This window comes from Type-A symbiont of Plautia stali (genome assembly GCF_059731155.1).
Window position 1 is genome coordinate 3,680,722 of sequence record NZ_AP035891.1, and the last position, 20,301, is coordinate 3,701,022.

Consider the following 20,301-nt stretch of genomic DNA (forward strand, 5'->3'; position numbering starts at 1 on the left):
CTGCAAGGAAAATCAATAAATAAGGTGATTATTCAGACGGTGACGAGCTGGCCAGCCAGCGCTGGTTAAATACTGATAACGGCAGGGCTTCAGCATATAAGTAGCCCTGCCCTATAGTAATTCCGCGCGCCAGCAGCCAGTCACGCTGCTCGGCGGTTTCGACACCTTCGGCAATCACGTCGAGGTGGATGATATCGGCAATCGCCGCCACGATGCGCACCATGGTGTCATCATCCGGCAGCGCGGCGACAAAGCTGCGATCCATTTTCAGCTTATTAACCGGCAGCGCTTTGAACTGATGCAGGTAGTTGAGGTTGGAGTAGCCCATGCCGAAATCATCCAGCGCGACCGCTACCCCGATTTGCTGCAGCGAGCGCAGCAGTGCCATCGCCTGTTCAGCATCGCCAATCTGCGCGGTTTCGGTGATCTCCAGCACGAAGTTACCCGGCGCAATGCGGTGGCGCTCCAGCAGCCCCTGCAGGTGGCTCACCACGCTGGCATCGCGTAGCTGTACTGCCGAAATATTCACGCTGAGCGGCAGATTGATGCCGTGGCGCTGCCAGCCAGCGATAGTGCGGCACGCCTCTTCAAACACCCAGCGGCCGAGCGCGGAGATTACGCCAATCTCTTCGGCGCTGGCGATGAACTCTTCGGATAAACCATAGCTGCCGTCCGGCATTCGCATGCGCAGCAGCGCTTCTGCGCCGGCCAGCTCGCCGGTGGCCATATTGATTTGCGGCTGCAGATAGAGCGCAAACTGGCCATCCTGCAGACCCTGCAGGATGTCGTGCTCCTGAGTTAAGCGCTTCTGCGCCCGCTCGGTCAGCGCCGGGTCAAAGAACAGAATCTGGTTTTTACCCTGATGGCGCGCCGACATCATCGCCGAAGTGGCGCGCACCAGCTGTTCGCCTGCGGACACGGTGTTGTCATCATACAGCGCTAGGCCAATGCTGGCGTTGGGGCGCAGCTGCAGCTGATACAGGTTCACCGGCTGGTTAATGCTTAACATCAGGTTGCGCGCCAGCCGCATGGCGCGAAACGGATTGTGCGCACGCTTCATCAGTAGCGCAAAGTCGCTCGGTCCGGTCTGTGCCAACAGCGTATGGTCATCAATGGTACTGCGGATTTTTTCCACCAGCGTCAGCATCAGCGTATCGCGCTGCTCATCGCTCAGGACGCCATTGGCTTCCTGCAGGGTTTCGATACGGATCACCATCAGCCCCCACGGCTGCTGGCTGTGGCGATGGCGGATGTGCTGATCAAGCAGCGCCAGAAACAGCGCGCGGTTGGGCAAATCGGTCACCGCGAAATGGGTGGTCAGCCGGCTCATCTCATCGTGAATCGACTCCAGCACCTGCTGGTTGCGGTTGTAGCTGCGAATCAGCATGCCGATCTCATCGTCGCGATGATTGTGCGGCAGCGCCAGCTTATGGGTGAGAATGGCGGGCGGCGGCAGCTCCTGCAGCTCACGCGAAATATTACGCAGCGGATGCACAATCAGCCGGTTGATACACCAGCTGATCGCCACGGACAGAATCAGCGCCAGCAGCAGATAGGTGGTGATCATGGTGGACAGCGTGCTGAGCAGGAACTGATAAACGCGCGACGAATCAGCCTGTAGCACCAGATAGGCAATCGGCTTCGGCAGCCCGCTGCGCTCTACCGAATAGAGCGGCAGCGTAATCTGCACCGGCAGTTCGAACAGCCGGGCGACAAAGCGCGGCACCGGTTTTTCCGGCGCGAAGTCGGCGTGCAGCGCCTGGAAGGCGTTTGGCAGCACCACATCGGCGCGCGACAGAATGCCCGCCGGCTTAAGGGTATTCAGAATGCGTTCGGCCTGCGGGATATCGGCTTTGAGCACCGCTTCGGACAGCGGCTGACGCACGGTATGCGCGACGTTCTCCATCTGCTGGGCGTAATCCACCCTGCGCTGCTGCACAAAATGGAATAACTGGATGACGATAAAAATACAGATGGTGACCAGCGCCACGGCGGACACGGTGGCCATCTGCTTTATCGTTAACGAACGACTAACGCGCAACAAAACCTCTCTTGGCCGCCGGGGGCCGTGACAGTTGCCGGAATGCGCAGAAGTATATCCCAGGTCAGCATTTTTTTGCGCCGGGATAAAGGCGAAAATCACGGAACTGTCCCGCTTTGCGCGCTGTTTCAGCATTTTGTCAGCCATTACCGGCGCAGAGACAAAACGGTGCGCGCCAGGCCGCACCGTTTGCCGCTCAGGTTTTACTGCGGATAGGCCACCCAGTCTCCGCCGTTAAGGCGAATCCACGGTTTGCCCTGATACATCATCACGACAGCGTTATCATTTTCCGACACCACCGGCGTCTGCGGCAGGTTATCCGCCAGCACCGACATGTTGACGTTCGGTGCGTTAAACACCTGACCGTCCACCACCCGCGACACCAGCTCGGAAATCGCCAGCAGGCTGACAGGCGTATCGATGGTCAGCGGCTGGCCCTGGTGCGGCGCTTTCATGCCAATAAATTTAATGCCAACCGGCACGTGGGTGATGCTCGGGCTCGGAATGTCGCGCAGCCCGGACATCTGCATTTTATCCTCCTGCAGTGCCGCACCGTGCTCCGGCACCACCAGCACCATCACCCGGCGTCCCGACTTCTCCAGATTGTTCAGGAAGGTATCGAGCTGGTCGAACAGCACCCGTGCGCGCGGCTGCCACTCGGCGGTGCGGGTGCTGCCCAGCTCGCGCGTACCGTCGTGCAGCGGAATCAGGTTGTAGAAGGTGGCGCTGCGCGCATCGCTGCTTTTGCTGCGGTCATCAAGCCAGCGCTGCATCAGCTGCCCGTCGTTGTACACCGGCGAACCATCAAAAGACGTCAGCTCTGGCGCAATCCCGGCCTGCGACATCAGCGGCGCCTGCATGTTGCCGTCCTCGCGCAGCTCTTTCAGGTAGTTACCGAACACGCCGGTATGGTCCATCATCAGCTGCTGCTTAAAGCCAAGCTTCGCAAGATTATCAAACAGATAGCAGCGCTGGTCGGTGGCTTTATACAGGTTACTGTGTGAGGTCTGGCCGCAGCTGGCGCGCAGCAGGCGAATACCGGCCGGACCGCTGTAGCCGGTGGCGGAATTATAGTTGTTCAGCACGATATCAAAGTGCTTCCACAGCGGATGGTCACGCAGCTGCGCCACATCAATGTCCGACCACGCCAGCGAACAGATGTTGATCACCAGAATATCGAATGGCTGGGAATCGGCGGGCAGCGCATCCGGGAAGTGCGTGACGCGCTGGCGTTCGCTGTCGTAAAAGCGATTCAGCCACGCGGTGAGGTTGGCGCTGGTGGGCGGCGCGCTTTGATCGAGTCCCGCCGCGGCCGGGCTGGCGGCCGGTTTGTCATTCAGCGCCACCGGCGGTGCGGCGGCTTTGCTGGGCAGCAGGCTGACCGCCGGGCCGGCGAGCGTCAGCACGTTCAGCCAGATCAGCGCCAGTGACACCAGCACGGTGACGCGAATCCACTGCGCCACGAACAGGTAAATCACCAGCAGCACAAAGGCCGCGCCGATCATCTCCCAGTTAATAAAGCGCTGCAGCAAATCCAGCAGATAAGCCGGCGAGAATCCCGCCACCTGGCTGCCCTGGCTGAGCAGCGAGTTCAGACCCGGCAGCCAGGTATCGTGCCAGAACAGCGCGAAGCCAATCGGCAGCGAAACCCACTGGCGCAGACGATGCAGCCGCGCTGACGGCAGCGGAAACAGCAGCCATGCCAGAAACACCAGATTACTCAGCGCATGGAAGTTGAGATAGCCGTACCACAACAGACCCAATTTGATCAGAAAGTAAAAGTTCCAGCCGACGAGGCCGCGCCAGCGCGCCGCGTGCAGCGTCGAAGGTGTGTTATCCATGTTTATCTGTTTTGGTCGATTGGCGTTGCCACTGCCCTTCCGATTTGAGGGCGCGGGCAGGTAATAGGCGCATCAGCAGGCTGGTACTGCGCTGTGGCAGCCAGCGTCGCCACAGCGATTTCAGGAACAGCAAAATAAGTAACAGCAGGATCGCGACCTGCACGCCATCCATCAGCGTCATGCGTGCGGCTCCCCGAGGTCGATGATAATCGGCTGCGGCGTCTGAGGGCCGCGCGGCGCGGCCGCTGCCGGCGCGGCAGGTTGCGCAGCGGTCGGTACCGTGAGCGGTTCGAACTGCGCCACCGGCGTCAGCTGCCGCACTTTATTCACCTCCGACAAAATCTGATTGTCGGCAAACCACACCATGCAGTTGCTAAACAGCTCGTCGTGCGGCAGGGAAAATATCGATTTCAGGGCAATATCTAGGTTGTTAAAGCGGCAGGAAGAGAGGAATAAATAGAGCCGATCGTCGACCAGCGTCACCAAATCGCCAAAACGACGCGGTTTACACAGCGTCAGTACCTGCTGGGGCGACAGCTGCGGCACCGGGCGCAGCGCCACCATCAGCCCTTTGTCGTTTTCCGGCAGCAGCGTATTGTTCATTAACTGCTGTACCGCCGCACAGAAACGCTCCAGCGGAAGAAAGCCCTTCTGCTGCAGCGGCTGTAGCGCCTGCACCAGCGCCGGCAGATCGGCTGGCACGTGGCGGGTAAACTGCTGGCCCTGCGCCCCTTCCAGGGCGGTCAGCAAGCGCGACAGCGGCGCCGCCGTAGGGACAATGCTGTTAACGCCGCACGCCAGCAGCAAACGTTCATCGCTGTAGCGCAGGCTGGTGCCGAGTTCCCGCACCACGATTTTCAGCGCATTGCCGCGCGATCGCCGCAAACCATGGACCATGCTCGCCAGAGTCGGCACATCCTGATTATGGGCCAGGCTAAAGATGACCGTGGCGGCGTTGGCCTGCTGCGCGCGCGCATACACGCTCTCGTTATCGCTGAACAGTTGCCACTGCGCGGAAAGCGGCGGCGCCCTTTCCAGCACATCCTGCTGTACCAGAAACTGGTTTTCATCATTGAGGCTAAGCGGCTGTGACGCGGCGGCTTCAGCCTGCGCAATAAACTGATTATCAATACAGTTCAGGCGGATAGCGCGGTCGGCCAGCAATTTATCGGCGGAGTACCACCAGTTAATTCGATATTGCCAGCTATCCTGCTGAAATTCTAAATGGGCGACACCATCAAGCTGACGAAAATAACGCTGCAGATGATTTCGCAGGGGAATAATTGCAGTTCCGCAGGTGATCATTAGCAGCGTCATTTGTTTTTTTAACAGTACCGTACCCGGCGCAAGCCTTTTATCCACATGGTCAGTTCATCCGGGGATAATTTGCTCCACAGCGCCGCCTGACTATAAAACATGACCAGACCGCTACGTTTATTCATTACGCGCGCCATATCGCTGGCCAGATGTTGCAGACTGGCTTTATTGGCGGGCAGCGAAAATAAGGGAATACGCGCCGGACCGCAGGGCTGATCGGGCGTTAACAGCGCCTGCGGGGGTTCATCCGCGCTCACCAGCGTGGCCGCCTTTTGCTGGCTAACCACCTGACGTAACATCGTTCGTGCGTCTTCGGGCCGCTGGCAGGTTATCCAGTAAAATCCCGGCGACTGCAGGGCGATTAATTCCTGTTGTACCTGCTGCAGGCCAAGCGTATAAAGATTTTTCATATTAGCGTCGCGATCTGTACAATCCAAGCTAGTTTAATATAGACGGCAACGATTGGAACTGCTGAAATAAAAAAAGCTGCGCACACGCCAGACTGTTTGAACTTTGCCGGGCCAGAAATCGCTGGCTGCGGTTTTATACGCGACAAGAAAAATATCACCACTCTTTTTATCCGTTGTCGTTTCGTTGGTGGCAAAAAGTAATGAAAACTGAACATGCTTTTTCACTGATCGCTGTCGGCAGCGAAGATCAGGATGATATTAACGCCCTGAGTGACGCCTTTTCACTGAAGGCGTTTCGCTATATTGATATTGCCCGTGAAGCGCGTCTGCAACAGTTGCTGTCGCGCTGGCCGTTGTTGCAGGAATGCACGCAGGGACCGGAGTCACAACGCTAATGCCGGTTCTCGCCTTACAGGGGCTGCGCGGCGGGTGCGGCGCGACGGCACTCAGTGCCGCGCTGGGCTGGGCGCTAAACGCGCTGCAGCAGTCGGTGCTGCTTATCGACCTTTCGCCAGCCAATCAACTGGCGGCCCACTTTAATCTGCCACTCGACACGCCGCACGGCTGGCTGTGTGCCCAGCTGGATCGCCAGCCGTGGCTGCACAGCGCACTGCGCTATCAGCCGGGGCTGGATTTCCTGCCGTCTGGCACGCTCACGCATCAGCAGACCTTATCCTTAAACGCAGCGACAGCGGAAATTGCACACCGCTGCTTAAGGCTTTGCCGGCCCTGAAACAGCGCTATCAGTGGATTATTTTCCACCTTCCGGTGGATCTGCTGCCGTGGAAGCAGACGTTCATCCCGGCCGCCGATCGGCTGCTTCAGCTGTTAACGCTGGATGCCAACTGCCAGCTGCGCCTGCACCGCGCGCACTTTTCGCCGCAGACGCTGTTTCTGATTAACCAGTTCAACGCCAACAGCCAGCTGCAGCAGGATCTGCATCAGCTGTGGCTGCGCTCGCTTAAGAATCTGATTCCACTGGTGATTCATCGCGATGAAGCGCTGGCCAGCGAAGAGATCAATACGCTGGCCAACTGGCTGCTGCTGCATGTCGCCGGAGGTGGCGCATGAATCCGCTGCGCTGGCTGCTGGTGCCGCAGGCCTCGCAGGCATTGCAGCAGCGCGCGCGCCTGGCGCGTCAGCACGGCGCCGGGCGGTTAACGGTCGCGCTGCATCTGCTGTGGTGCGTGCTCGCCTGGTCGCTGCTGCGGCTGGAAACGCCGGCGTGGCGGCGCGTGCGTCAGTTGCTGTTCATCGTAGTGGCGATCGCCGCCAGCCTGCTGGCGCTGCTGTGCATCTCGCAGCCGTTTGATATCACCACGCAGTTTGTATTTGTGCTGCTGCGCCGTATGCCGGGCCGGCTGGTGACCATCATGGTGATCGTGCTGTCGCTCACCATCTCCTGCCGTTATCTGTGGTGGCGCTATACGGAAACCCTTAACTGGGACGATCCGCTCAGCCTGACGTTTGGCCTGCTGCTGATTGGCGCGGAAACCTACGCGTGGACGGTACTGGTGCTGGGCTATTTCCAGACGCTGTGGCCGCTAAACCGCCAGCCAGTCTCGATGCCGCCGGAGATCGCCAGCTGGCCAGGCGTCGATATTCTGGTGCCGACCTACAACGAGCCGCTCAGCGTGGTAAAACCCACCATCTATGCCGCGCTGGGCATCGACTGGCCGCAGGATAAACTCAACATCTATATTCTTGATGACGGCACGCGCGAGGAGTTCCGCGAGTTTGCCGCCAGTGTGGGCGTCAATTACGTGGTGCGGCCCAGCCACGAACACGCCAAGGCCGGCAACATCAACCATGCGCTGAAAACCACCTGCCGCAGCGAATACGTGGCGATTTTTGACTGCGACCACGTGCCGACGCGCTCGTTCCTGCAGCTCACCATGGGCTGGTTCCTGAAAGATCACCGGCTGGGCATGCTGCAGACGCCGCACCACTTCTTCTCACCGGACCCGTTTGAGCGCAACCTCGGCCGCTTCCGCCAGACGCAGAATGAAGGCTCGCTGTTTTACGGTCTGGTGCAGGATGGTAACGACACCTGGGATGCCGCCTTTTTCTGCGACTCCTGCGCAGTGCTGCGCCGCAGCGCGCTGGATGAGATTGGCGGTATCGCGGTGGAGACCGTCACGGAAGATGCGCACACCACGCTGCGACTGCACCGCCGCGGATACACCTCGGCCTACATCCGCATTCCACAGGCCGCCGGACTGGCGACCGAAAGTCTGTCGGCGCATATTGGCCAGCGCATCCGCTGGGCGCGCGGCATGGTGCAGATCTTCCGTCTCGATAATCCGCTGTTTGGCAAAGGGCTGAAGCTGGTGTAGCGGCTGTGTTACGCCAACGCCATGCTGCACTTTCTTGCCGGTATTCCCCGGCTGATCTTTCTGCTGGCGCCGCTGGCGTTTCTGCTGTGCCATGTCTACATCATCTATGCGCCCGCGCTGGCCATTGCCATCTACGTGCTGCCGCACATGGTGCATACCAGCCTGACCAACTCGCGCATCCAGGGGCGCTGGCGCCACTCGTTCTGGAGCAAAGTGTATGAAACCGTGCTCGCTTGGTACATCGCCCGCCCCACCACGGTCGCGCTGTTTAATCCGCACAAAGGCAAATTCAACGTGACCGCCAAAGGGGGCTTGGTAGAAGAGCGCCATCTCGACTGGGTGATCACCAAACCCTACATGCTGCTGGTGCTGCTGAACATTGCCGGTATCGGCATGGGCTTCTGGCGCATGGCCCGGCCAATGAGCTGCTCACCATCTGGGTCAGTCTGGTGTGGGTGGTTTACAACATGATTATTCTCGGCGGCGCGGTAGCGGTGTCGGTGGAAGCGCGTCAAATTCGTGAAGCGCACTGCGTGGAGATCGCCATGCCGGCGGCGCTGGCACGCGCCGATGGTCATATGCTGCCGTGCACGCTGCGCGACTACGTTGACGGCGGCGTGGGCGTCGAACTGCGCGAGCCAGATGCACTGCGCGAGAACGAAAGCGTGTCGCTGCTGCTGCGGCGCGGACAGCAGGAGTTCAGCTTCCCGTGCCAGGTGCAGCGCGTATTTGGCCGCCGCGCGGGTATCCGCCTGCACCAGCTCTCCACCCGCCAGCACATCGAATTTATTCAGTGCACCTTTGCGCGCGCCGATACCTGGGCGCTGTGGCAGGACGGTTTTCCGGAGGATAAACCGGTGCAGAGCCTGGCGGACATTATGCTGCTCGGCTTCAAAGGCTATTTGCGGCTGGCGGAGTATGGTCCGGCACCGCTGCGCCGCCTGTTCCGTGGCCTGACCGCCGGACTGCACTGGCTGGCAACGCTGTTGCCGCATAACGTCCGTCCGCGACCGGCAACGCTCAACACTGATTTTACCTAAGCTGATGATATGACCATGACGAGAAAACTGAGTTGGTTCACCGCCCTGCTGCTGGGCACGGCGTCTCTGGCGCAGGCGGCGCTTCCTGATGCACCGCCTGCGGCAACCGCTGCGCCGCTGTCCGACGTGAACCAACCGCTCGATGCCAGCGCACCGCTGCGCGATAGCCAGCTGCTGTTTACCCAGGTGGCACCGCCGCCGGGCAGTATGACGCTGCGCGGCACCGTCCCCACCAGCCAGATTGAGTTCGGCGTGCGCAGCGACGAAGTGGTCACGCGCGCGCTGCTGACGCTCAACTACCGGCCTTAGCCAGCGCTGCTGCCGACGCAGTCGCAGCTCAAGGTGTATCTCAACGATGAACTGGTGGGACTGGTCACCGTCACCGCCGATCAGCTCGGCAAAGAGAACCAGACGCAGCTGTCGATCGATCCGCGCTACATTAGCGACTTCAACCGCATCCGCCTGGAACTGGTCGGTCACTACGCCAACGTGTGTGAAAATCCGGCCAACAGCACCATCTGGCTGGATATCGGTAAAGCGAGCAAACTGGACCTGACGCTGCAGAAGCTGCCGCTGAAAAACGATCTCTCCCATTTCCCGGAGCCGTTCTTTGATGTGCGTGACAACCGTCCGCTGCAGCTGCCGATGGTCTTCAGCGGCCAGCCGGATGTGCAGCAACAGCGCGCGGCAGGCCTGCAGGCCTCGTTGGTTCGGTAGCCAGGCGCAGTGGCGCGGCCAGTCCTTCCCGGTGCTGTATAACCAGCTGCCGGAAGGGCAGCATGCGGTGGTGTTCGCCACAAACGATCGCCGGCCGGACTTCCTGCAAACGCTGCCGCCGGTGGACAAACCCACCGTGGAAATGGTCAGCCAGCCGGACAATCCCTATCAGAAGATGCTGCTAATTCTCGGCCGCGACGATAACGATCTGATCACTGCAGTAGAGGGCATTGCGCAGGGTGAACTGCTGCTGCGCGGCGAGCGCGCCACCATCGACAGCGTGAAACTGCTGGCCCCGCGCCAGCCGTACGATGCGCCAAACTGGGTACGCACCGATCGCCGCACCACCTTTGGTGAACTGACGCAGTATCAGAACCAGCTGCAGGCCGATGGCCTGCAACCCAACCCGATTAGCCTGACGCTCAACCTGCCGCCGGATCTGTTCCTGGTCCGCGCACATGGCATTGATATGGACCTGATCTATCGCTACACCTCACCGGTGCAGCAGGACGGCTCGCGGCTGGCGGTGCATCTCAATAACCAGTTCATGCAGGATTATCCGCTGACCAGTAAAGATGGCGCGGGCCAGCAGCTGATGCGCATTCCGCTGATGCAGGGCCTGCAGGACAACAGCCGTCAGCTGACCATTCCGGCACTGCGCCTCGGCGTGGTGAACCAGCTGCGCTTTGATTTTGACTACGCCAATACCTTTATCGGCGGCACTGCCGATGGCCGCTGTGAAACCGTCACCCCTGTCGCGCATCATGCGGTGATCGATGATCGCTCCAGCATCGATTTCTCCGGCTATCGTCACTATATCGAAATGCCCTCGCTCGGCGCGTTTGCCAGCGCTGGCTTCCCGTTCAGCCGCTACGCCGATCTGGCGCAACCCCTGGTGCTGGTACCGGCAAAACCGGAGAGCGGCGAAGTCAGTACGCTGCTTGACGCGCTGGGGGCGATTGGCGCCCAGACCGGCTATCCGGCACTGCGCGTGCAGATGAGGGATGACTGGCGCAACGCGAAAGACCATGATGCCGATCTGCTGCTGATCGGCAGCATTCCGCCGGATTGCAGGCGGACACGGCGATCAATCTGCTGGTGGATCGCACGCGCAGTACCCTCAACATGCCATCTCGCTCGGGCAGCGCGCCCAACGTGCCACTGTCAGCCAGCGAGCGCACCGCCGAAAGCCAAACCGGCATCAGTTCGCGCGGTCCGCTCGGCGCCCTGGTTGGCTTCCAGTCGCCGTTTCACGATCAGCGCAGCGTGGTCGCGCTGCTGGCTGACAGCCCGCGCGGCTGGGCGTTGCTGAACGGTGCGCTGCGCGACAGCGGTAAGCGCGCGGCGATGTTCGGTTCCGTCAGCATCGTCCGGTAGTCCGGCGTCAACAGCGTGCGCGTGGGCGATACCTACTTTGTCGGGCATCTGCCGTGGTGGGAGCGGCTGTGGAATCTGCTAGCAACCCATCCGGTATGGCTGGCAATGTGTTGCCGTGCTGGTGGTGATCCTGTTCGCCCTGATGGCCTGGCGCCTGATGCGCATGGTGAGTCGTCGCCGCCTGGCTGAGCTGGATGACGATGAATAAGTTACCGCTTGTGCTGCTGATCGCCAGTGCGCTGGCCGGCAGCGTGGCGGCCGCGCCCGGTCCGCAGGTGGCGCCGGTGGCGTGGCTGCTGATGCAGATTCGTACCGGCGAATCCACCAACAAATACGATTTGGTGCAGCAGTCGCTGTACCGGCTGGAAAAAATCGATCCGGATAACCCGCAGGTGCTGGCGGCGCGCATTCGTATGGCGCTACGTCAGGGCGATCAGGCCAAAGCGCAGCAGCTGTTCGGGGGGCTGGAAAAGAGGGCGCCGGATGACGCCGCCACGCGTGAATCCGCGGCAGGTTTGCGTCTGATGAGCCCCGAAGGGCGTCAGCAGCTTGCAGCAGGCGCGACTGCTGGCCACCGCCGGACGGTTTCCGGAGGCCAAAGCAGCGTGGGATGCGCTGTTTCACGGCGTCTTTCCCGATGTAAACACCGAACTGGAGTACTGGCGGCTGGTTGCGCGCCTGCCGGGCCAGCAGCCGCTCGCCTGGCGTCAGTTGCAGGCGCTGGAGCAGCGCTATCCGGGCAATATCGGCGTCGAGCTACAGCTGGCGCGCATGGCGTTTGATAATAATCAGGCGGTGACCCAGCTGCGTCAGCTAGCCAACCGCGACGGCGGCCGTGATGCCGCGTCCGAACTGTGGCTGCAGCAGATCCAGAACCAGCCGGTGAGCGAGCGCAGCGTTGCCAGCCTGCAGCAGTATCTGCAGGTGTTCACCAGCGGCGATGCGCAACAGCGCGGAGTGGATGAGCTGGCGCGCCAGCAGAAGATGCTGGCCGATCCGGCCTTCCGCCAGCGCATGCGCGGCCTGGCGCTGGTCGAGGCTGGCGGCGGCGCGGCGGCAATTGGCGCATTACAGGCGGCGCTGAAGGCCAATCCGGACGACGCCGAACTGCTCGGTGCCATGGGCCAGGCGCAGGCGCGTGCCGGTCACCGCGCTGCCGCCGCGCTGGCCACGCTGCACCGTTTACCCACCGCCCGCTGGGACAGCAACATGCATGAACTGGCGGACCGCCTGGCGCAAAACCAGGCGTTCGGGCGTGCCGGGGAGCTACGCGCCCGCGATGATGAAGCCGCCGCCATCCGGTTGCTGCAACAGCAGCCGGCCTCGTCGTGCTGCAACAGGACGCCAGCAACAACGATGCCGCGCTCGGCCGCATCGAGGCGCTGCTTGCGCTGCAGCGCACGACCGAAGCGCGCGCAGCGCTGCACAGCCTGCCGGACAGCGTGGCGCAGCAGAGCCTGAACAGCGGCGATCTCCTCAAAGCGCAGCAGCTGTTCAGCGCGCTGAAAACCCGCGCCGCCGCTGTCGCTCCGTCACAGGAAAAAGCGCTGGTGCTGCGTGATGCCGCGCGGCTGGAGAGACAGCAGCGCCAGCCCGCGCTGGCACAGCAGGATTACCGCGCGGCCATGGTCGCCAGCGGCATCACGCCTGCGCTGGCAGACGATAACGCCAGCTATACCCGGCTGATGCGCACGCAGGCACAGGACGACTGGCTGAAGCGCAGCATTCGCAGCGACGCCGCTGACCTGTATCGCCAGCAGGACACCACCGTGACGCTGGAACAGGACTACTCGCGCGATAAGGGCAACGGTGGCACCTCTGACTTTACCGCCCATACCACCATGCTGCAGGCGGAAACCCTGCTGGCCGATGGCCGCAGCTTTGTGCGCGTCGATCACGTGCAGGTGTCTGCCGGAACGTTTTCCACCACTGATGGCAGCCACAGTGAACAGTTCAGCAGCTGTAACGACGCCAACGCCGGGGGCTGCCGGCGCGATTTCACCCAGCGGGACGAAGGCACCGCGCTGGGTGTCGGCTGGCACAACGATCGCTGGTCAGCCGATATCGGCACCACGCCGCTCGGTTTTACCGTCACTAACTGGGTCGGCGGCGTAAGCTGGAAAACCGACATCGACGATCTCGGGGTGACCTTTACGGCTTCACGTCGCCCGCTCTCCAGTTCGCTGCTGGCTTACGCCGGCGCACGCGATCCGGCCACTAACGGCGGCATCGGCCTGAGTTACGATCGGGGCGGCGCGCACTGTGTGTGGGCCGATCTCAGCGCCCATCAAATCAGCGGTGAAAACGTGGCGGATAACAGCGGCGAACGGCTGATGGCAGACAAGCTGATCAATAGCGACAACCAGCGCGCCACCATCGGCCTGAACAGTATGCTGTGGCACTATCAGAAAGATTTGAGCGACTACACCTTTGGTCAGGGTGGCTATTACAGCCCGCAACGCTACTTCTCGCTGGCGGTGCCGCTGACCTGGCGTCAGCGCACGGAAAACTGGTCGTATGAACTCGGCGGCTCGGTGTCGTGGTCACAGTCAACCACCCACGCTCAGGCGCGCTACCCAGTGAATCCAGGCTTTACGCTGGCCAGCAATCCGTCATCGGACAGCAGTTCCGGACGTGGTTTCGGCTATACGCTGCAGGCGTTGATAGAGCGGCGCATCACGCCGCACTGGTCGCTGGGTTTAGCCATGGATATTCAGCAGGCGAAAGATTACACCCCAAGCCATGGGCTGCTGTATGTGCGCTACTCAATGGCCGGCTGGAACGGCGACATGGATATGCCGCCACAGCCACTGGAACCGTATGCGGATTTTAAATAAGCACACTATTTACCCTGCAGTTCTCTTAGCATCGCGGCTCGCAGGATCGCGTTGAGGCGCGTCAGGTACCCTTTGCCAAGCGCCTTTAACCACTCAAGAATATCCGCATCGATTCTGAGCGAAGCCTGGGTTTTTACCGGGCGGTAAAAACGCCCCCGTTCGGCTACCTGCCAGAAACTGTCGTCTAACGGCGCAATATCATCACACTGGATGTCACTGTCCTGTTTCCGGCTCAAAGCATCCAGCTCCGCCTGTTGCTTATCGGTGAGCGGCGTTAATTCACTGCGTTTAAACCTGACTTTGCTCATAGCTCCTCCTCTCATTACGCGTTGCATGGCGTGCGCTGATAATCCTTATTCGCTCAACATCTGTTTCGAAGCGCACCGTATGGGCCACCAGAATGACCACATGCCCCATGACATTACCAATGGTTTGCCAGCGATATTGCCCATTTTTATAACGATCCTGCACCGACAGGTGGAAAGGATCCTCAAACACGCGGGCTGCAACTTCAAAGCAGATACCATGCTTGCGGAAATTTGTTTCCGCCTTGGTGGTATCCTACTCAAACTCCAGTTCCGTTTGCATTTATCATACACTTTTGTCTATACATTTTAGCATGACAAATTGCGTGCAGTGCGCGCTGATGGTATTGATCGGGCGCAATAGCTGCACGTTCAGTACAGGAATGAAATGAAATACAGACAGGTATGGAATCGAGTGAAATGGTGGAACAGGGTTTGAAGCCAGGCGGGCGGGCCTGATGATGATCAGCCGGACGGAAGGTTAATCCCGTCCGGCACAGAGAGGCTATCGCTTCTCCTGATAAGCCAGCCAGGTCAGCAGTTGCAGGCTGGCGAAGAAATAGTTTTGCTCCGGCGCTAAGCGGTCGCTGAGGTAGCCGGTTTGGTTGAGCGTCAGGTCGCGCACCGCGGTCAGGCCACCTTTCATATTGTAAGGCGCCGGGGTATTGGCCAGCACATCAAACCACGCTGGTGTGGTGTCGCGCGCGTAGCCCTGCCAGACGCGCTGGAATGGCACCAGCCGCAGGCTTTGCGGATCGTACCACCAGATATTCAGCGGAATACGGATCGCGTCATAGCTGAAGCGGTTGGAATAGCCGACCGCCGGCGCGACGGAGCCATCGGCGTTCAGCGCCACCCAGTCCAGCGGCAGGCCGGTTTTGCCAAACTGCATGTCGCCCCAGCAGCGCAAGGCCATCATCAATCAGCGTGTTCCACACGCGCAGATGGCTGTGCTGCGCAAACTCCTGCCATGCGGCGAACAGGAAATAGGAAGGGTTAAGCACCACATAGCTGGTTTTATTGAAGCCCTGCGCGCCCGGCAACATGACCTTGCGGCCGGCGTAGTCGATCACCGTTAGCTTGATGACCGCGCGCTGAATGCGATCCGAAGCCTGCTGGTAATCACCGCCCCACTTCTGCGCCGCGCGTTGCAGCGCCCAGGCGATCAGCACATCCCCGTCCGAAGCATCATTTTTATCGGCGATGGGATCGGCCGCCCCCGGCGTGTAGCGCCAGTAGAACAGGTCATTCTGCGGATTGCGCAGATGGGTACGCGTCCACTGCCACAGCAAATCAAAGGTGGCGCGATCGTTATACGCCACCGCCAGCAGCATGCCGTAGCCCTGACCTTCGGTGTGGCTGACGTTATTGTTGACCGTATCACTGATGCGGCCGTCGCTGCTCATAAAGCGGCTTTTGTAACTGCTCCAGCCATCAGGCGGCCGCCTGAGCACTGAAGAATATCACCATGAAACACAGCATCCATTGACGCCAGAACTGCATCACTCTCATCACAGCTTCCTATTGGTATCGATAATGCAGCGTGCCGCCGTCGATTTTTTCCAGCGTCAGCGGTACCGCCGCGCTGCCACCCTGCGCGCGTAGCCACTGCGCGTACACGCCGGTCAGCACTGCGCTCAACGCCAGCTGCCAGCGTTCTGCATCAAGCTGGCTGTCACCCTGGGGCAGGGCATGGTGCTCAAGCATAATCGCGTTCTGCTGCGGCTGCAGCTGAACAAAGCCCCAGTTAAACCGCGCCAGCTGGAGATTAATTTCGCGCTCCAGATCCTGCACGGTGCGCGCCTCCGGCAAAGGATAGCGCGTTGCCAGCAATTCGCCCACGCCGTTGAGAAAGGCTTCCGCCTCCGCGCCAGCATTGTCCAGCATGCTCTCAATCATCACGCTGACCAGATCAAACCAGCCCGGCTGATGCGGATGGCTGATGCGTACGCCCGGTTGCTCACTCATTAGTTGTCTCCAAACAGATAACGGAAGTACAGATTGGCTGTGCTTTCGTTGTAATCGCCAATGGTATCATTGCCGAGCTGGCCGCCGATGGTGACATCTTTATTGATCTTATAATCGGCACCGGCGTGCAGGTTATAGCCGATGCCGTTTTTGCTCTCACCGCTGTAATAGGCGCTTTTGACAAAGCCCTGATCGGCGAGGCTTTGCAGCTGGGACTGCAGCGACGGATCGTTGGGGAAATACGCGCTCTTGTCCTAGCTGTACGACTGATAGCCGACCGAACCGCCAACGTTGACTTTCAGGTCATCAAACTTGCGGCTGAAGTCGATGGGGAACGACACCTCCGCATAATTCTGCGGACTGAAATAGCCTCCCTGACCGTAGCTGAAGTAACTCAGGTTTTTGGAGAAATCCATCCACGACAGGCTCATGCCGACCTTCAGCTCGCGGTCGTCGTAGTGGTAAGGCCGCACGTAAGCGCCCGCCGTGGCCTGCACGCTGTTGTTGCTCGCCTCGTTCTCGCCCAGATAGCTGTAAGCGCCGCCGCCGAAACCCGCGTCGCCGTTATCGAAGCTCAGCATGGCGTTGCCGCCGTTTTTGGTGACGCGCCCCAGCGCTTGCCGCTGGTCTTGTCCTCCACGCCAACGTACGACAGCAGGCTGTCGGTCATGGCGCGGCGTTCACCGGTGAGGATCAGCGTCAGGAAATCGGTCAGCTTCGGCGACCACTACACGCCGCCCACCAGCGTACTGAGATCCTGGCCAAGCGGCGTGCTGCCGAGGTCGATCTCATAGCTGTCGCCCTTCAGCGCCATATTCAGTTCCACGCCGGTGGCCGATTGCGAATCGGTCGACGAAGACGGCGTGTCGTCTATTTTGGCCGCGCCGGATGCCACCACATTGCCCTGCACCAGCGCGTTGCTGCCGAAGCGACGCCACGCATCACCGGCCGCACTGCCGATCAGCGCCGACAGCAGCAGCGCCGCCAGCGCCATCAGTACCGAGTGCTGGTTGGCATACCACACCACCATCATGTACCACGGCATTTCACCGCTCGGGAACTGCGGCCCGACGCGGAAGCTGCGGATGCCGTTCTCATCGGTGATGATGGCGGTATCACCGCGGATGCCGGCGTTGATGCGCGCCGAATTCAAATCATCGTGCAAACGCAGCAGCTGCTGATCGCTGGTGGCGACCGTCATCACCACCAGACGATCGGCGCTCCACGGTGAGCGATAGCTGACAAAGCCGCGCCACGCCTCATTAGAGGAGAAGTAGCGATCGGCATCCAGCTGCTGGCGAGACCAGTCACCGGTCAGCCAGCCGCGCAGCTTATCGACGGTGGTCGGCTCTTTAACGCCCAGCATGTTGCCGCTGGTCTGGTAAGCGGTGCCGGCCAGCATCTGTTGCGTGAAGGCGCTGTGCTGCAGGCGCGTCAGATTGGTGCCGCCGTTCGGCAGACCAAACAACACCTAGTTCTGCACCAGCGGCACGCCGGTGGCGTTACCGGCGCGCGCGGCCATGTCCAGTAACGTGGCGATCTCGGCATCACCCGGCGCATCCGGCAGCAGCAGCGTGGTCTGCGAAAAATCCGCCAGGCGCGAGAACGGGAACGAGGCACCGACGAAGTACGACAGGTTCGGCAGCATGGTGAAGTGGCGCGTGTGGCTCAAATCGATCCACGAATCCTCTTCGATACGGCTCTTGATGTTGTTGTTGAGCAGCACGACGCACGGCGCATCCGCCTTTGGCTTGATGTTGAAGTAGAGCGCCAGCTGGTTGTCGCCGTAAATCAGGTATGACTCCAGCTTCAGCGTGTACTGCTCCTGGCGTGCATCACCGCCCAGCCGGTGCTAGGCGCTCTCCAGCAGCCCGACTTTGTTCACCGTCAGGTTGCGCAGGAAGGTACCGTTCAGCGTGACGTTAAGAAACGAATTGTTTTCATCGATCCAGCTTTCGGACGGGAAACGGTAATGCAGATTGACCGGAATCGCGTCGCCGTCCCACAGGAACAGATCTGGCGCCGCGCGGAAGTTAACCCGCAGCGCATCGTGCCAGATACCGGTAGTGGTCAGGCTCTGATCTTTACGCAGCAGCTCACTGAGGCGCACCGGGCGGCTGGTGTTGATCCAGCGCGGCGCATCGTACGGTTTATGCACGCCAATCGGCTGCGGCGGTACGTTCAGACTGCTGGCATCGGTGGCCAGCGGCTGCGTGGTCAGGCGGTTTGCCGCTTGGCGCAGCTGGGCATCATCCGCACCGACCACCAGCAGCAGTTTGTACACCGGATTGTTGGGATTATCGATCACCTGCAGCAGCGGGCCACTGGCCGCGGGCAGCGGTCACGCTGCCGATTTTGTCACCCGGATGGCCGATCAGGATACCGTTGTGCTCGGGCAGATCGCCGCGCACCACCGGGAAACGGATGCCACGGTAATCCGACTGAATGCCGAGCCAGGAAGCCACCAGCGCGGCGGCACTGACGCTATCCGGCGAAACGTTAGTGGCAAAACCAAAGGTCACGCTGGCGGGCGTCATCCGCTGCACATCAATAAACGGACGCGGGAAGTTGCGCAGGCTGGTGCCGATGTTGAGCTGCTGGCCTTCAAGGCTGAGCGTGGTTTTCGGCAGAATGGTGACCTGATACTGCTGCGCGCTCTCTTTTTCGCACAGCAGCTTGTCGGCGTCGTTAATTTTGAAGCTGAGGTTATTACTGGAAACCACCATCGCCGCCGGAATATCCAGCTGATAGTCGCTGACGTCACTGTCGCTGGCACCCAGCGGCAGCGTGCCGAGCGGCTGGCCGTTGAGCATCAGCTGCAGCGAAGTGTTGCGAGCCGCCAGCGCGGCAGAGACGCGCAGCGACAGGTTGAGCCGCGCATTGGTGATCACCTCATCGCCCGGCAGGGTAAACAGAATACCGGACTGCAGCTGGCCGCCGGTCAGGGTGATGCCGCGTGGCTGCCCCATCTGGGCCACCGAAATGGTGCTGCTCACCGGCTGATTTAACAGCGCGCCAGCGGGCTCAGCGGCAGCCGGTGCCTCCGCAGCCACCTGCGATATGACGATGTCAGACGCAGCAGGGGCTGCTGACTGTGCCGACTCTGCTGGCTGTGCTGGTGCTGTATTTTCCTGCACCGGTGCTGCGTCGCCCGGCGTGTACGGCGCGTCGCCCGCGGCCTGCTTCAGCTGCGGATCGGCACTGCCATCCAGCCCCTGTGGCGACGGTACGTCGGAGAGCGCGGCGCTGTCCTGGGTTACGGCCGGCGTCTCGGCCCAGGCGGGGGCGAGCAGCAGCGTGGTGGTCAGCGCGCTGGCCAGCAACGTGTACGTCAATGTTTTCATGCTGCGCTGTCCTCTTTGGCTGTCGCCTGGCCATCACGCTTGCGCGCCTCATGGCGATCTTTCCAGCTCAGCCAGAACAGCTCAAAGACGGTACGGATGATGGTGCCGAGCGACACCAGCGGGTTGTCCTGCTTATACTCCGGCTGGATCCACGCATCGGCCCGCGCCAGCACCACGCGCACCAGTTCACGGCGGCGCGCCAGCGGCATCGCGCCAAAGCGCAGACGAATGGTCTCCTCATCACCGGAGATCTTGCTCACCGGAATGGTGATGGCGCCCGATTTCAGCAGCAGATCGATCTATTCGATTTCATCATGCTTATGACGGTTGTCCGGCGCATCCAGCTGCGCAACGCCCATCGACAGATCGCTGGTTTGCGTACGCGAAGAGATGCCGCTAGCATAGTGAATCACCGCCGGGATCTGCACCTCGATACGAATGGTTTTACGCACCTGTTTGGTTTCACGCGCCACGGCAATCGCCGCCATCAGGATGATCAGGCTGAACAACCGCCCAGCCGACGTTGAGCGCAATCACATACGGGTCCACCTCGAAGTAATCATGCGCCACGGCGCGCACCACGCCTGCCACGATGCCAATCGACAGCAGCGCGGCAACGATGACGTGAGGCCGTACGATAATGAACCGGTTTCGCCGCACGCGAGCGGAACAGTGCGCCAAAGCGCGAGGGCGTAGCAGGCTCCGGCTGCGCCACGGCGGGCGCAGTGGCCGGTACTGCGGCAGCAGCAGGGGCAACAGCCTGTTCAG

The 20,301-nt window shown here is 60.8% G+C and carries 11 protein-coding genes and 6 pseudogenes; 6 read left to right on the forward strand and 11 right to left on the reverse strand.

Annotation, left to right across the window (positions count from 1 at the left end):
* Nucleotides 1-28 precede the first annotated feature (28 nt).
* The 5 genes from hmsP to AC6I8M_RS19645 form a co-directional block, all read right to left on the reverse strand.
* The gene (gene hmsP, locus AC6I8M_RS19625; protein WP_318285095.1) at nt 29-2,041 is read right to left on the reverse strand and encodes a biofilm formation regulator HmsP; all 2,013 of its coding nucleotides are present in this window, start codon (nt 2,039-2,041) and stop codon (nt 29-31) included.
* Nucleotides 2,042-2,244: 203 nt separating this feature from the next.
* Complete coding sequence (bcsG, locus tag AC6I8M_RS19630) at nt 2,245-3,882, reverse strand: cellulose biosynthesis protein BcsG (protein WP_010617916.1); 1,638 nt, start codon at nt 3,880-3,882, stop codon at nt 2,245-2,247.
* Nucleotides 3,875-4,063, reverse strand: coding sequence for a cellulose biosynthesis protein BcsF (gene bcsF / locus AC6I8M_RS19635; RefSeq protein ID WP_010617915.1), 189 nt, complete (start codon nt 4,061-4,063; stop codon nt 3,875-3,877). The genes bcsG and bcsF overlap by 8 nt, the downstream gene beginning before the upstream one ends.
* A complete protein-coding gene (gene bcsE, locus AC6I8M_RS19640) occupies nt 4,060-5,187 on the reverse strand; it encodes a cellulose biosynthesis protein BcsE (protein WP_318285091.1) in 1,128 nt (375 codons plus the stop codon). Before bcsE ends, bcsF begins: the two co-directional genes overlap by 4 nt.
* A 20-nt stretch (nt 5,188-5,207) precedes the next feature.
* Nucleotides 5,208-5,609, reverse strand: coding sequence for a BcsE family c-di-GMP-binding protein (locus AC6I8M_RS19645; RefSeq protein WP_318285092.1), 402 nt, complete (start codon nt 5,607-5,609; stop codon nt 5,208-5,210).
* A 200-nt stretch (nt 5,610-5,809) separates the two neighbouring features.
* Between AC6I8M_RS19645 and bcsR the strand changes: the two genes are divergently transcribed.
* The 6 genes and pseudogenes from bcsR to AC6I8M_RS19675 all read left to right on the forward strand — a co-directional run bounded on the left by bcsR (nt 5,810) and on the right by AC6I8M_RS19675 (nt 13,916).
* Complete coding sequence (gene bcsR, locus AC6I8M_RS19650; protein ID WP_010617914.1) at nt 5,810-6,004, forward strand: cellulose biosynthesis protein BcsR; 195 nt, start codon at nt 5,810-5,812, stop codon at nt 6,002-6,004.
* Nucleotides 6,004-6,342, forward strand: a complete 339-nt coding sequence (locus tag AC6I8M_RS19655) for a cellulose synthase operon protein YhjQ/BcsQ (RefSeq protein WP_022548033.1) — start codon at nt 6,004-6,006, stop codon at nt 6,340-6,342. The genes bcsR and AC6I8M_RS19655 overlap by 1 nt, the downstream gene beginning before the upstream one ends.
* A complete protein-coding gene (locus tag AC6I8M_RS19660) occupies nt 6,330-6,680 on the forward strand; it encodes a cellulose synthase operon protein YhjQ/BcsQ (RefSeq protein WP_022548034.1) in 351 nt (116 codons plus the stop codon). The genes AC6I8M_RS19655 and AC6I8M_RS19660 overlap by 13 nt, the downstream gene beginning before the upstream one ends.
* Nucleotides 6,677-8,985, forward strand: a pseudogene (bcsA, locus tag AC6I8M_RS19665) (UDP-forming cellulose synthase catalytic subunit). Before AC6I8M_RS19660 ends, bcsA begins: the two are co-directional and overlap by 4 nt.
* 15 nt (nt 8,986-9,000) lie before the next feature.
* Nucleotides 9,001-11,287, forward strand: a pseudogene (gene bcsB / locus AC6I8M_RS19670) (cellulose biosynthesis cyclic di-GMP-binding regulatory protein BcsB).
* Nucleotides 11,280-13,916, forward strand: a pseudogene (locus AC6I8M_RS19675) (cellulose synthase subunit BcsC-related outer membrane protein). The pseudogenes bcsB (AC6I8M_RS19670) and AC6I8M_RS19675 overlap by 8 nt, the downstream one beginning before the upstream one ends.
* 5 nt (nt 13,917-13,921) lie before the next feature.
* Here the strand turns inward: AC6I8M_RS19675 and AC6I8M_RS19680 are convergent.
* The 6 genes and pseudogenes from AC6I8M_RS19680 to AC6I8M_RS19705 all read right to left on the reverse strand — a co-directional run.
* Complete coding sequence (locus AC6I8M_RS19680) at nt 13,922-14,224, reverse strand: BrnA antitoxin family protein (RefSeq protein ID WP_010617912.1); 303 nt, start codon at nt 14,222-14,224, stop codon at nt 13,922-13,924.
* Nucleotides 14,205-14,438, reverse strand: a complete 234-nt coding sequence (locus tag AC6I8M_RS19685) for a BrnT family toxin (RefSeq protein WP_318285096.1) — start codon at nt 14,436-14,438, stop codon at nt 14,205-14,207. The genes AC6I8M_RS19680 and AC6I8M_RS19685 overlap by 20 nt, the downstream gene beginning before the upstream one ends.
* Nucleotides 14,439-14,726: 288 nt before the next feature.
* A pseudogene (locus tag AC6I8M_RS19690) lies at nt 14,727-15,733 on the reverse strand (family 8 glycosyl hydrolase).
* 9 nt (nt 15,734-15,742) lie between these two features.
* Entirely contained in the window at nt 15,743-16,189 is a 447-nt protein-coding gene (gene bcsD, locus AC6I8M_RS19695) for a cellulose biosynthesis protein BcsD (RefSeq protein WP_010617910.1), read from the reverse strand.
* A pseudogene (gene bcsB / locus AC6I8M_RS19700) lies at nt 16,189-19,533 on the reverse strand (cellulose biosynthesis cyclic di-GMP-binding regulatory protein BcsB). The gene bcsD and the pseudogene bcsB (AC6I8M_RS19700) overlap by 1 nt, the downstream one beginning before the upstream one ends.
* Nucleotides 19,530-20,178 (reverse strand): annotated as a pseudogene (locus tag AC6I8M_RS19705) (UDP-forming cellulose synthase catalytic subunit); the annotation flags it as partial. The pseudogenes AC6I8M_RS19705 and bcsB (AC6I8M_RS19700), both read right to left, overlap by 4 nt.
* Nucleotides 20,179-20,301 lie beyond the last annotated feature (123 nt).